This is a genomic window from Agaribacillus sp. DX54, from assembly GCF_056858335.1.
In genome coordinates this window covers 17,158-31,295 of the sequence record NZ_JBXEQE010000014.1, presented here as the reverse complement: position 1 = coordinate 31,295, position 14,138 = coordinate 17,158, and the positions used below count along the sequence as shown (strand labels likewise).

Genomic DNA, 14,138 nt, shown 5'->3' with positions numbered 1-14,138 from the left:
TGAACACTCCACACACCTAAGTTATGAAGTTTGCTATAAGTTTTGTACTGCTTTTTTGCATCGTTTTCGCACATGCACAGCCATTTAGAATTAGTGTGATTTCTGATTTTGAGCGGTCTCCTAATTTGGAGACCATCGTACATCAGATGATAGAGGAAATCGACCAGACCGCAGGCGCATCACGAGAAGTCGGTTTGGGAGCTACCACCTTTGGAATTGCCGATATTGAGTCCGCTCAAAGATCTTATGATCAATTAGATGGTCAGGTTGATCTCGTTATTGCTTTAGGAAGTATCACTGCAAAAGGTCTGTCATTGGTGAGCAACCTCTCGATACCTGTCGTTGCTTTAGGAATTATCGACCCCACATTGCAGGAAATCCCCTATGTAAACGGAACCTCGGGAAAGACGAATTTCACATACATCTGGCAGACACGGAACCTGGAAAAAGAGCTGGAAGCTTTTAACAAGATCCATGATTTCAAGAAAGTGGTAGTATTCGTGGATGAGAGAGCAGCATCGACAGTTGATGAGCGAAAAGCCCGGAACCTTATTGATTCGCTTTCCAAAAAGTTGAATACTGAACTATCCATCATCACTATTGGCGCTAAGATGGAGCAGGTGGTCAATCAAATATCGGAAGAAACAGACGCAGCATATTTAACTGTGCTTCTTAGTCAAACCGAATCGCAGATCCAACTTCTGATCAATCAACTGAATGATCGAAAGATTCCGACGTTCTCCGGTAATGCCAGGCTGATGGATTATGGTGTGCTTGGATCGATGGCTAATGAAAACGACCTGCAGCAGGTGATTCGAAAACTCGCCATCACGATTGATGGCATTGTCCGGGGATCGGACCCCTCATCCATGCCCGTGACGCTGGACACTAAAGAGGGCCTGTATGTCAATATTGCTACGGCACGAAAAATCCAGCTCCCTATTCCTTTTGAAGTGCTTTTCACAGCTACCATTATAGGAGATGATGAAGGAGCGGTCAAAACGTATTCATTCCAAGAGATTGCCGAAAAATCTCTGGCAGCGAACCTCAATATTCAAATCAGTTATCAGGATTTGGAACTCAGCAAGGTGCGTGTGAAGTCTGTAAGGGCAAACCTGTTACCTTCATTAGAATCAAGTCTTACCGCTTCACAGATCAACGAGGAAAGGGCCAATGCGGCATTTAATACGCCTGAGCAGTCTTTAACCGCTAATATCACCTTTAGTCAGTTGATCTATTCGGAACAAGCCATAGCTGCCGTCAAGATTTCTAAGTATTTACAAAAAGCACAGGAGTACAATACGGAAGCCGAAGTGTTGAGCGTGCTGTTCGATACTTATACGGCTTATTTAAATGTCTTGTCAGCCAAGACGAATGTGCTGATGCAACGGGAAAATCTATTGAACACACGAAAAAATAAGGAGCTGGCAGATATTCGCGTAAACCTTGGATCGTCCAATAACACAGACCTCTACCGGTGGGAGTCAGAATTAGCTTTTGCCAACCAGTCCGTGATCGAGGCGCAAACCTTACTTTTAGCAGCTAAACTACAGCTAAACACACTGTTGGCTAATACCTTGGGATCAGCGTTTGACGTAGAGGATTTATCGTTAGAGGATGATTTGTTCGAAGCTTTTAGTCAAGGCCCACTTGCTGAAGTTGTGGAAACGCCACAAAGTCTGCAGGTTGTTTCAGATTTTTTAGTGGCGGAAAGTCAGCGTCAAAACCCCAATAAGAAAGCGCTGGTGGCAAACATAAATGCTGCAAATCGTCAACTCACACAGAGCAAGCGATTGCTTTACGTACCGACAGTTGCGCTACAGGCACAGACCTCTCAGGTATTAGGCAGGGGTGGTGCCGGCGCTACATTGGATGCTTCTGCTATGGAATTAGGAGTGACTGAACTACAGGACAATTCCTGGTTTGCAGGAATCTCACTGTCATTTCCGATTTTTGATGGACTCGGCAGAAAAGCAGCTATTCACCAATCTAAAATCAGCCTGGATCGATTGGATCATTCCCAAACACTACTAGATCAGAATCTGGAACTGGGCGTTCGTGCCAGCGTACTTGATTTGTTGAGTGCGAGCACGAATATTCGATTTAGCAAATCCGCATCAGAGAGTGCCCGTGAGAACTTTGCGTTGGTACAGGAAAATTACAAGCAGGGCCAGGTAACTATCACTCAACTGATAGATGCACAACAGACAGCATTGGAAGCCCGGTTGGCGGCTGCTTTTTCCATATATGAGTTTATCCAAGCGCATCTTCAATTAGAATTCAACGTGGGTTCCTTTATCATGCTGATGCCCGAAGATCAGCTTCAGGATTTTAATAACCGACTACTACAATACTTAAATAATCAGAATTGATGCAAATAATGAAATATCCATACCTGGCACTCCTTCCACTCATCCTACTCTATGGATGTGGCAATTTAAGTGAGGAAGAAAAGGAAGAATTGGTTAAACCTATCAAATATGGCGTGGTAGAGTCATTTGGAGGCTTAACCACACGGACCTTTAACGGGATCACCCAATCCGGTTCGGAGACGAAATTGAGTTTTCGTACCGGAGGGCTAATTACCAGGTTGAATGTTGCAGTAGGTCAGCGTATAAAAAGGGGGCAACTACTCGCACAGCTAGACCAAACGGATGCCTTGCTCGCGCTTGAGCAGGCGCAACTGGACGTAGCGAATGCGAAAGTCCAGCTAGAAACTGCTTCCTCCGCCTTTGAACGGATCACGCAACTCTACCAAATCAATAATGCCTCACTAAGCGATTACGAGAAGGCAAAGAGTACGTTATCCAATGCGCAAAGCTCCTACGAGATCTCTCTGAAGAGATTGAACCTGCAGCGATCACAGGTTTCTTACACCTCAATTACCTCTCCGATGTCCGGCATTGTGTCGACCGTAAATGTAGAGACCAACGAAGTAGTTAGACCTGGCCAGTCTATCCTTACCATGAGCAAGGAAGATAATGATTTAGAAGCACAAGTAGGTGTGCCTGAAAAATATATCAGTAGTGTTAAGCATGGAAGTCCCACCAAAATTCGGATACCCACGCTATCAAGCGAATTTGACGGGGTCATCACAGAAGTGGGTTACACCTCTTCCGGCGGTACGTATCCGGTGATTACCTCCCTCACCAACCCCGCGGATGAGGTACGGCCAGGTATGCCGGTTGAGGTTACGTTCACCTTTGGTAATGAGGATCAGGAGAAGCAATTGATAGTCCCCGTGAAAGCCGTGGGCGAAGACGAAAGCGGGCAATTTGTTTATATCCTGAGACCACAAGATAATGAGGTCTATGAGGCGAAAAAAGTGACTATAGAAATCGGCAGTCTTACTTCCGGAGGATTTATAGTGAGAGCCGGTTTGAAGCAGGATCAAATCGTAGCCGTCGCCGGTCTGAGGACACTTTATGATGGAATGAAAGTCGCACTTTTAACGCAATGATATGAACCTTACTGCTATTGCAATCAATAATAATCGTGTTACCTATTTGCTGATGGGGATCATCCTCATTCTGGGGATCACAGGATATGCTTCATTGCCAAGGGACAGTATGCCTCCTTTTACGATTCGAATTGCGAGAATTGTCACGGTTTTTCCTGGGGCAAGCCCCGAAAGAATGGAGCTTTTAGTAACGGACCCACTAGAAAAAGTCGTGCAGGAGATTCCGGAAGTAGATTATATCGAAAGCGAATCGAGAACAGGTATTTCTATTGTCAAAGTTGCCCTGAAAGAAAGTATTGGCGAGTCGGAGCTTAGACCCATTTGGGACCGTCTAAGAAGGAAAATTCACAATGTGGTTGTGCCTTCAGGGGTTACCGGAGGTCCGGATTTAAAAGATGAGGATTTGGGGATTACCTATGGCATAGCGGTGGGTTTAAAAAATGACGGATATGAACCCAGGGAGCTGGAGAAGTACGCGGATCAACTCAGAAATAAGCTGATTCGATTAAGGGATGCGGCCAAAGTAGAACTTTCAGGTGTGTTGGAACGCCGTGTATTTATCGATTATAACGATGCAGAGCTGGCAAAAATCGAGTTGTCAGCTAATGAGCTTAAGAATGCCATATCCGGCACGAATATTATCATTCCCGCGGGCCAGATTAGTATTGAGGATGAGCGTGTCATTTTGGAGCCTTCCGGAAATTTTGAAACGATCCGGGACATTCAGAATATGCTCATTCCGATTGGGAATGGCAGGGAATCAGTCTATTTGAAGGACATTGCTAAAGTCTATGAAGACTACATCTCCCCAAGAGAAACCATTGTAAGGATGAATGGCCAACCAGCTATTGGCCTGCATATTTCATTGAAAGAAGGAGCCAATATCATGCAATTAGGTGAAGAGGTTGACGAACTACTTGCGAGCTTTAACCAAACCCTTCCTGTCGGTATCATAGGAAAACGGGTTGCTTCACAGGATCACTCCGTGTCTAAAAGTGTTAGCGATTTTCTCTCTAACCTCGTTCAAAGCATAGTCATTGTATTGGCCGTTATGCTGATGTTCCTAGGGCTTAGAACAGGGATTGTCGTGGCGGGTTTGATCCCTGCTGCCATGGTGATGTCTCTGTTTTTGATGGGTGTTTTTGACATTGGCCTCGACCAGGTTTCTCTGGCCGCACTGATCATGGCGTTAGGCATGTTGGTAGATAATGCCATCGTGATGGCTGAATCGATGATGGTGAAAATGGACAGAGGCACTAAGGCGCCGGATGCTGCGATCTCTTCCAGCAAAGAGCTTATGGTTCCATTGCTGACCAGTTCTTTGACTACCTCTGCGGCGTTCCTCTCTTTTTTCGTGGCAGATTCAGTGATGGGGGAGATTATGGGCCCACTGTTTTCAGTTATTACTATTACCCTACTCTCCTCATGGCTCATGGCATTGACCATTGTACCCATGCTGGCTATTGTATTCATTAAAGTCAGGCAGAACAGCCATCATCAAAAGCCGGGTTTCTTCGAAAAACTCAACATTTATTATAAGCAAATCATCGTTTGGGCATTATCTAAACCTGTTTTGATTTTATCGGTGGTACTGGGCTGTTTGGCGCTTTCGCTTTTAGGGATGGGTAAACTCGGGTTTGTATTTATGCCGGACAGTGATCGTAACCTGGTGACTGTTGACATTATATTACCTACCGGGACAAGTTTAGAAACGACCGATTCGCAAGTCTCCCTGATAGAGAGGTATTTGTCGGACAGCCTGCTCATCAAAAGCGGGAGATCTCGTGGCGTGCAGGACTGGTCTTCCTTCATTGGCGAAGGTCCTAAGTCTTATGATTTGGGTTATCAGCCCGACCAAAAACAGACCAACTACGCACACTTGTTGGTCAATACGTCTTCTGGTAATGACAATCAGTTAGTCATCGACCGGATCGATAAGTTTGCTTTTAACAACCTTCCGGATGCTAAGGTCACAGTGAAAAGACTAACAAGTGGAGGTGGAGCCAATGTCCCCATTCAAATCAGAATTAGTGGGCCTGATGCAGAAAAGTTAACCAGGATTGCTTCTCAAACGAAGGGTCAGCTACGGACCATGGCAGGGACCAGCAAAGTGGATGACAATTGGGGGCCAAAAATCAAGAAGGTTTATGTAGATATCAATCAATCAAAGCTTAGTTACAATGGATTGACCAATCAGGATGTTGCGTTATCTTCTTACACTACTTTGTCGGGCTACACTGTAGGAGAATATCGCGAAGAGGAGGATAACATTCCCATATCTATGCGCACGGAAGGCAGCCTTGAGGTAGCCTATGAAGATCTCGAGGGATTGAGCATATACAGTCAACTAACAGGTAAAACTGTGCCGATGGCCCAGGTAGCAGACATCAGTGTGGACTGGCTGTTAGCTAAAATTATCAGGCGGGATCTTAACCGAACCATTACGATAGAATCTCAGCTACAGGCTGGATATACGGCTGTAGAGGTAACCGGGCAAATGTTGAAATGGCTCGATGAACAGCGTGATGAATGGGGAATTGAATATACTTTTGAACTCGGAGGAGAGTCCGAAGCAAGCGGCGATGCAATGAGTGCGGTCATGGCTAAGCTTCCTATTTCATTTTTCATCATCATCTTGCTTCTCGTGATGCAATTTAACTCACTGCGGAAAAGTAGTATCGTATTGCTTTCCGTTCCTTTTGGGATCATTGGGGTCGTAGGTGGACTGCTGATCACCGGTACCCATTTGAGCTTCACCGGATTCCTGGGCATCATTTCTCTATCAGGCATTGTGATCAATAATGCTATCGTACTCATCGACAGGATTCAATTGGAGCTTGACGAGAATGAAAGAATTCCATACGATGCCATATTAGCTGCCGTACAGGAACGATTTCGCCCCATACTACTCACTACCTTTACCACTTCTTTGGGTTTAATTCCTTTATGGCTCGGTGGTGGTGAAATGTGGCAACCCCTTGCGATTGGCATCATCTTCGGATTACTTTTTGCCACAGTGATCACACTGGTATTGGTTCCGGTTCTCTACCGGTTATTTTATAAAGTATCCCTGCCAAAATGAGTATGCTGATACGCTATATGGAAAACTACTTAAAAATACATCATATGACGCTCTCTCATCAACCATTGTTGAACATTGTATGTGGGCTACTCTTACTAAGCAGCTCGCCCACTATGTCACAGAATCTTCAACTAGCAGGATTCAGTTTCACAAGATTTCCAGGCGCCGGGGTAATAGATTCACCGCTGAATCAGGAGGTGGAGGTGAATGAATATAATTTCTTTTTGAACCTTACCAAGAGACTTAAAAATGAGAAAACCATTTTGATCCATGGACTCCAATACCGATTAGTGACCCTTTTTGCAGATAATGATCTCAATTTGGGTTTGGATGGAGAAAACATGCATATCTTAGGTTATCGCTTGACTGCTTTACATCAATTAGCGAATAACTGGAAGGTATTAGTGTCACTAAATCCTACGTTATCTTCTACGTTCAATACAGCACTTGAAGGGGATGATTTTCTCTTTAATGGTGCTTTGCAATTTATTAAGAAAAAGTCCGGCCGCTTCTCTTATGGAGGTGGTATCGCATACACGCCCAGATTTGGAGAACCTATCTTGATCCCAACACTTCAATTAACATTTAACTCAGAAAATGGCAAGCTTGAGGTACGCTTGCCCCGTCGCATCGCTTATGATCGCTATTTTGGAAAATTTACAGCAGGACTGCATGTTGCAGCGAGTGGATCGCGCTACAATGTCAATTATACAAGAATCAATTTTCTCAATGATATCGAACCCGTAGATAAGTTGGCCTATACCCGGATTGTGTTGGGACCTTCCCTAAGCTATCGTATGGGTAAAGTCATACAACTGCAAGCTTCCGGAGGCATTACAGTTGCTCGAAGCGTGGAACTTCAGGGTGATCTATTTGAAGATGAGAACTACGATATAGTCAATGGGCCATTCTTCCGGTTTGGGATTGCTATTGTACCACCTAAAAAGGATAACGACTAATGATTAGCATATGGACCGGCAACAAGGGGAATTTTTACGTCATGCATGCGACCGAAACCAGATAAGATGGCAGCTCATTTGCGCGAAATATTAATGTTTTCACGCTACACTTGAAAGCTTTGCCACTATCGGTCAAAATTATTATCAAATTGCTGAATCACATGCCTGGAGTATACCGGAGGGTGATTCAGCGAAGTTTACAGTTTATGGGCAACGCCCGGCCTGCAGTATTAAAGACACCATGATCTTTTTAAATTGTTTTTAAAAGTTCAACATCTCTTTCCCATTCTCTCATTGATTTTTCATAGCTGTTTTGGTTTTTGGTAAGCTTTAGTGTATATGGGCTACCTTTTCTAATGGTTTCACACGTTAGATCTACAGAAGAATGTTTAATTATTCTTTCCATCCGCTCACGGTATTCTTGATTTTTCTTTAACTCAAACACGTGTTCTGTGGGTGAAGCCATAAATGCACTTAGCAATTTCCATTCTTCATACTGGTCAGCTTTCACAGGAATTGGTCTTGTCCAGTTGCCGGGGGGGCTGGGTTTATTGGCAACCCGCTCCTCTAAACTGCCTATACAAAATGCCCTTAGCTGTGCCGCCAACATTCCCTGGGCTTTGCCTGTTGTTTTGTGGTATTGACTCAAAGCCTGGCATAATGTGTCATTTACATAAGTTCTTGAGGCTTTGTGAACAATGGTCTCGAGTGTCCTTTCCACCCAAAGCTGATCTGTCTTGTTTTCACTCAAACACAAACTCAAATAAATTATCCTGATTTGTGTTTTTTTATCATTTTTTGTCTTTTTTGCCGTTTCAATAGTATAAGGGAGTTCTTTCAATTCTTTTTGAATAAAGGGGCCATATTTCATGTGCTCCGACCCGTATAAAGAAAGTGTGTAAAGTATATCGAGATAATGTGCTACATGTGAATCTTCTCCTTCCTCTCTTATTTTTTTGAAAAAATCTGAAAATTCCGGGAGCGGATAAATTTTTATCAAACCCAACCACTTATCGATATCAATTTTGGTGAACATGTGAAACAATAGTGACCTAAAAGCATCCCTCAAGAGATCCTTGTCTTTGAGCAAAATCAGTGTTTTAGATAGCGCATTGCAATTTTCCGGCAAATAATAGGTATCAATTGGATCATTGATTATCAAACTGAGTAAATTTTTGCTATTATTTTTGTAATAATTTTCTTTATCATCATTGGCCAGACCCGTGTAATAATCCAGCCATTCTAATTGTACTTCCTTTTTACAGGCTTTTAAAAGATGTATTTCATATTTTTTATGCCAAAAAATCAGTGCTCCATAGTGATAAAAGTACTCTATGGTCATACCGGCATTTCCCGTGAAGCCCTCTTCGAATTTTTGTATGGGTTCATCATTATCCCAATCTACGCTGGACAAGAGGTTCTTTTTTGTAATTTCTAAACGGCCTAGCCCGGGAGTGGTTGTTTTTGCCCAGTTTTCGATGTATAAAGAGTCCTCATATACTTCACCCATTATTCCATCGCTTTCACCATAATCATAATTATAGTCATAATAACCATAATCAACACCATCCAGACTGCCCATCTGATAGTAAGTGACCAATCCGAGGCATGCATCGTACCCTGCCTCCTTGCATGCTTGCAGAAGGGCTTGTGCCCTGGGGCGATCGTGATATTTAAGACTGTCCAATGAAAAATTCGAGGGGGTATACTGGTGATTAAGCAAGAAGACCAACGGCTGATCCAATTCTTGCTGTTTCAAAAGTGCTAATTGATGGGCCATGTCTTTAACCTGTTGGGTAAATTCAGGCACCTTATAGGTTTTGTCTGTTTCTTTAAGCAACAGATTATAAACCAAACACACACGATAACCACTGGTTACTGGTTTTACTTCATGCTCACAATCGGCATAGAAGGAAACAAACGGAAATGTATACATGTAATCATCCAATGAAAAATCGTATTCATGCTCAACCCCACTATGCTTGACAATGAGCTTGCCACCGGAATGTCTTGAAGGCAACCCAACTATGAGCGTAGCAAACATACCCTTTTCCTTTTCCGAATCCCGGTGAGATAAAAAGAAATCACCTTCCTCATAGATCAGCAATTTGTAGAGTGATGCCTCCACTTTACCATGTTCAATACCAAAACCCCGCTTACTTTTTTCAATAATTTCGTCAATACATTTACTCCATTGAGTATTATGGAATGACAATTTTTCCGCATCTATTTCCCATGCACTGCGGATAGAAGTATCCATTATTGTGGCAGTTCCCTTGCCAAAAGGGGCTTTTTGTGCATAGGGGATGAGCCTTTTCACGTCACTTTCCGCAAGAGGAAAACTAACCTCTCCAAAGCGCTCTACGTGGAGACCCGGCAACACAAATGGCCTGGTGCCAAAGTTGGAAAAAGTACCGTTTCCTTCTATAGATTCAAGAATTTCTGCCAGGGGGTGTTTCATAGGAAATATAATTTTAATTATAAGGGATGCTCATTAAATTTTAACTTCGATTTATTGTGGGTATAAAGTTCAAAAAAATGCGCTGGAAATTTAAAAAAAATTATGGGAGATCCGCCAGATTTATAATTTCATCAGGCCAATAAAAGACGTTTATCACGACTAGACATCAATTAAATCAGGGTCAATAGTTCGTAAATATTTTTCCTCGATCCCATTTTTGGAAACTGAATCAACTTTAAAGCCAACCATATTTTCAACCTCTTCAGCTAAGTCTATATAGCGAATTCCTATTTTATCTTTAAATTCAACTAACCTATCCAGGTCAATTAAATCATTTTGCGCTTTTCCGGAAAATAAATCAAATATTGCCATTGATTTTATCAGGTACTTCCGGAATAAACGGTTTTTGTGCTTACTTATGATCTCGACTGGCGGTAGTTTTCCTGTATTATTCTCCTTTGTATTGCAATCCCCGATTTTTCGGATTCTTTAAATCTATCCAAAAGATATGAGTTTCTTCTTCGTATTCCATTTCGCCGTTTTCATTGCTATCAATTCTTGCAAACACATACATAAAATCATTTTCGGGGTCGTATTCTGAACTCATCACAGAATAGTTTTTTGGAATCAACAATAATTTGTTCTTTGCGTCAATATCGAAGTGATAGAATCTTCTCAAGTCTTTTACATTTATATATCCATCCTTGTTAGTATCTTCATCATAAACCGATACCATATAATATCCTCTTTTGACTGGTACATTATTCAAAGTGTCTTTAGTAAAAGCAGGATAGTATAGTGTTTTTACCAATACCGGTCGGTCGAAAAAGAGATTTTCCTTATTTGTTAAGTTGTTGTAATGTGAGATATTCGCCAAATTGTAACCATAACTTGCCTCAAACCCTGGCATAAAATTATTGTTCCAATTATTCTCGTCATTCTTTCCATATCCCCGATAGTTTGAGTGAAATGCATTTGATCCCGTAAATGGCTTCCCTGTTCTTTTATTATAGTTGACTTTATAAATTGGTGTAAGCCTATGACTTGAATTTTTCGTTAGCAGAACATTCCTCGGTTTTGTTTCGAGTTTTAAGGAATCAATTGGCAGTCCTACAATTTTCTCCCCCTCTTCATTTTCAGCTATCTCCCTTGCCTGAAGTCCTTTTTTCTCTGTCTTAGCGTCTGAACATCCAAAAATGATAAATATCAATATTATTGGGACTATTCTTTTCATTTTGATTTTCTTAATTACCGGTAACAATTGGCTATATGCCACCTGTGGTGCTTATATTTATTTTATCAAAATCCCAATCTAACGGATTTTTGTTGAAATTCATATCTGTAGTGGCCACATAAGTATAGATTTTCGTAGTCTTTTTAGATGTGTGCTCCAAAAGGGCCTAAGATACATTTTAAGTTGATACCATTCTCCATTAGATGGGTGCAAAAGCATGGGCTACATCATCCATCAAAGACCGGAAACCAAAATATATGCACCTTGGGCTATCCATTAATGATAAACACTGGGATGAAACCACCGGTAAAGTACACAAATCCCACCCTAACGCTGTCAGGCTGAACAACCTGATCCTTAAAAAACTTGCTGAAGCCAATAATACGGCTATTGAGCTTGATACCAAGGAAGAATTTGTATCTTAAGAAGAGATCATGGGATATTATTCAAAGTAGATGAACTACCATAAAATTGATGAAATTAAAGCATATGTAGATACTCAAATAAGCGCTGAGCAGCGTGCGCGTCTTGATAATATCATACAATTGTCAATAGGTGATACTTCCGGTTTTTCATTGGAATTGTTGGCTTCGGTAGATTACCTTTATGCTCAGGACGATAAAAAAGATGTTGGTGAAATAATAAGAAAATTAACGGACTGGAATAAGCGCAAGACCAATTTATTTGACAAACGGCATGTGAAAATTGCTTATAGCCACCTGAAAGATCATGCTTCGGCGTTATCATTTGGATAAACATGGAGAAAGCATTTAAAAAGGAAGTTCTTAATGTGCAGGTGGCACCACTTTACTTTGTGGGGGAAAAACTTATATTTTTTAATTTTGCTTTCCTCGTATTTTTAATTTTTTTTTCAGTTTACCAAGCCCAAGGTCAAAATCCGTTAGATTTTGAATGTGTAAATGATAATCAATATCCATGTTACTGGGAAGGAAATAAAAATACTTTCTCTTTAGATACAATTTATAGCTATACTGGTAAAAATTCTCTTGTTTTAAATTCAGGGAAGTCGTTTTCTTTTTTGTCGCAAAAGTTGTTTTATCAGGAGTTAAAGAAATTATATAACCTTCCGGAGAATTCTGAGATCAAGATTACAGGGCGCATTAAAACTAATAAGCAATTTGACGGAAGTGCGTTCATATGGCTAAGACTGGAAGACGAAAATGGTCCATATGACTTGGATAACACAGATGAACCTATCGTTAATGGGGCTGTAGACTGGGAAAAAGTGGTGGTTTCTTTACCGATAAAAGAGAATACACTCAAGGTGTATTTTGGGCTGGGTGTCAGAGGGGCGTATAGTACTGCCTACTTTGATGATATTGAAATATTTATCAATGACAAACCGGTAAATCCCTATCTTAAAATACAGAACCATTCAAAATCCCTGCGTAAAATTCAAAATAGCGGACAGGCCTTCACGTCAAAGGAAAATAAACGGAGCGCTTTCTCTGGCGTGCTTGATAAAAGTAAAATAATCGGATTGGGTGATTGTTCGCACGGAACTGCTGAATTTACACTTTTGAAAAAAGATGTCCTGGAATATTTAACACAACACGGATACCTGACAGACCTGGCTATTGAATGCCATATGGCCGAAGCCAAAATATTGAATGATTTTGTTCATGGCAGAAATTCTTTGAATAAATATGAGTTGCTTTCAAAAATTAGTTATTGGCTTTATCAGTCCGACGAATTTTATCAATTGCTTCTATGGATTAAAGGATATAATGCAAAAAGTAAAACAAAAATTAATGTATGGGGTATCGATATTGGGAACCCTTACAAAGCCGTTGACCATATAGAACGCTTTTACGCCGCCTATGATGCCGATAATTTTAATGAGATTTTAGAATTTAAATCCTATATACAAAAAAATGGCATCCACCCCAGGCAAAAAGTAACGAGCGATACTCTTTTAGGTCATATTAGCGCATTTAAAGAGAAATTCGAAAAAAATTATGCGAAGCACGCCAAGAACGCTACCGGTGATTATCATTGGGCGCTTAGAAACATTCAATTATTATACTATCATTTTGGCCGGAGTTTGTTTTATAATTCCTCTTATTCTTCCATGTACAAGCGGGATCAATATATGTTTGAAAACACCAAATGGATCGTGGATAACTTTGAAAACAAACTACGAAAACTGTTGGTTTGGGCCCATAACGGTCATGTAGGCCGACACCCAAAGACGCTGGGTGCACATCTTGGCGATTATTATGGAAAGTCCTATCAGGTAATGGCTACATTTTTTTCTTCTGGCACTTACCTGGCCAAAAGCGGACAGGCCTTGCAAACATTTGAATCGGGATCTCCTAAAACAGGATCGCTTGAAAGTTTTTTGGACCATTTTGCCAGTGCTAATCATGAAGAAATTTTATTTTTTGATATCAATAAATACGGAAGAAGACACCACATGTTTTTTGCTCGGAATATTGGATCTTCTAAAACCGTATCACCTTTCTTCTTAACTGATATAAGACAATTTGACTATATCATACATTATAAAAGAACAAATGCCTTATCGGTTGTTCACTAATATTATCTTTATTCCACTGAGATACCAAAGTTAATATCTAAGATTTCCGAAAATACGAGGATTATCATTTCTCAAATCAAATTCGGAATTGGCCTGATATGAGATTTTTTGTAAATAACATGAGCAATCGCCGTGATGAATTTCTACGGGCAATTTCTTTGAGCAAAAAAACTGTCCCCTTAAAGATTTTTCTGCCTGGTGTCATGGGACAGGCAATAAATTATCAGGCTAATTTCATTCATAAAGAGGCTGATGATGCTTTGGAGGCGGTGGTGGATTTTTAGTCTATGCAAGACCATTATCTTCTATCTGGCACCTATTTAAAATAAACTGTTTGCTAAGAATTCGATTTATTCAGGATAAATTTTGTGGATAAAGATAC

The 14,138-nt window shown here is 41.0% G+C and carries 11 protein-coding genes; 8 read left to right on the top strand and 3 right to left on the bottom strand.

The window, feature by feature from the left end; translation table 11 throughout:
* Positions 1-23: 23 nt before the first annotated feature.
* The 4 genes from AC04NP_RS15800 (at position 24) to AC04NP_RS15785 (ending at position 7,501) form a co-directional block, all read left to right on the top strand.
* Complete coding sequence (locus tag AC04NP_RS15800) at positions 24-2,372, top strand: TolC family protein (protein WP_482860764.1); 2,349 nt, start codon at positions 24-26, stop codon at positions 2,370-2,372.
* Positions 2,372-3,460, top strand: a complete 1,089-nt coding sequence (locus tag AC04NP_RS15795; protein WP_482860763.1) for an efflux RND transporter periplasmic adaptor subunit — start codon at positions 2,372-2,374, stop codon at positions 3,458-3,460. Before AC04NP_RS15800 ends, AC04NP_RS15795 begins: the two co-directional genes overlap by 1 nt.
* A gap of 1 nt (position 3,461) precedes the next feature.
* A complete protein-coding gene (locus AC04NP_RS15790; RefSeq protein ID WP_482860762.1) occupies positions 3,462-6,542 on the top strand; it encodes an efflux RND transporter permease subunit in 3,081 nt (1,026 codons plus the stop codon).
* Between the two features lie 113 nt (positions 6,543-6,655).
* On the top strand, positions 6,656-7,501 hold the full coding sequence (locus tag AC04NP_RS15785; protein ID WP_482860761.1) for a DUF6268 family outer membrane beta-barrel protein: 846 nt from the start codon (positions 6,656-6,658) through the stop codon (positions 7,499-7,501).
* Between the two features lie 250 nt (positions 7,502-7,751).
* Here the strand turns inward: AC04NP_RS15785 and AC04NP_RS15780 are convergent, their stop codons facing one another.
* The 3 genes from AC04NP_RS15780 to AC04NP_RS15770 form a co-directional block, all read right to left on the bottom strand.
* Positions 7,752-9,962, bottom strand: coding sequence for a 2OG-Fe(II) oxygenase (locus tag AC04NP_RS15780; RefSeq protein ID WP_482860759.1), 2,211 nt, complete (start codon positions 9,960-9,962; stop codon positions 7,752-7,754).
* A 159-nt stretch (positions 9,963-10,121) separates the two neighbouring features.
* Positions 10,122-10,334, bottom strand: coding sequence for a hypothetical protein (locus AC04NP_RS15775; RefSeq protein ID WP_482860758.1), 213 nt, complete (start codon positions 10,332-10,334; stop codon positions 10,122-10,124).
* 76 nt (positions 10,335-10,410) lie between these two features.
* Positions 10,411-11,196 (bottom strand): hypothetical protein, encoded by a 786-nt coding sequence (locus AC04NP_RS15770; protein ID WP_482860756.1) that lies wholly within the window; start codon positions 11,194-11,196, stop codon positions 10,411-10,413.
* Positions 11,197-11,399: 203 nt separating this feature from the next.
* On the opposite strand from AC04NP_RS15770, the gene AC04NP_RS15765 reads away from it, so the two are divergent.
* The 4 genes from AC04NP_RS15765 (at position 11,400) to AC04NP_RS15750 (ending at position 14,040) form a co-directional block, all read left to right on the top strand.
* The gene (locus AC04NP_RS15765) at positions 11,400-11,621 is read left to right on the top strand and encodes an Arm DNA-binding domain-containing protein (RefSeq protein WP_482860755.1); all 222 of its coding nucleotides are present in this window, start codon (positions 11,400-11,402) and stop codon (positions 11,619-11,621) included.
* A 30-nt stretch (positions 11,622-11,651) separates the two neighbouring features.
* The gene (locus tag AC04NP_RS15760; RefSeq protein ID WP_482860754.1) at positions 11,652-11,951 is read left to right on the top strand and encodes a hypothetical protein; all 300 of its coding nucleotides are present in this window, start codon (positions 11,652-11,654) and stop codon (positions 11,949-11,951) included.
* A 2-nt stretch (positions 11,952-11,953) separates the two neighbouring features.
* A complete protein-coding gene (locus tag AC04NP_RS15755) occupies positions 11,954-13,756 on the top strand; it encodes an erythromycin esterase family protein (protein WP_482860753.1) in 1,803 nt (600 codons plus the stop codon).
* 119 nt (positions 13,757-13,875) lie between these two features.
* The gene (locus AC04NP_RS15750; RefSeq protein WP_482860752.1) at positions 13,876-14,040 is read left to right on the top strand and encodes a hypothetical protein; all 165 of its coding nucleotides are present in this window, start codon (positions 13,876-13,878) and stop codon (positions 14,038-14,040) included.
* The last annotated feature ends 98 nt before the right edge of the window (positions 14,041-14,138 follow it).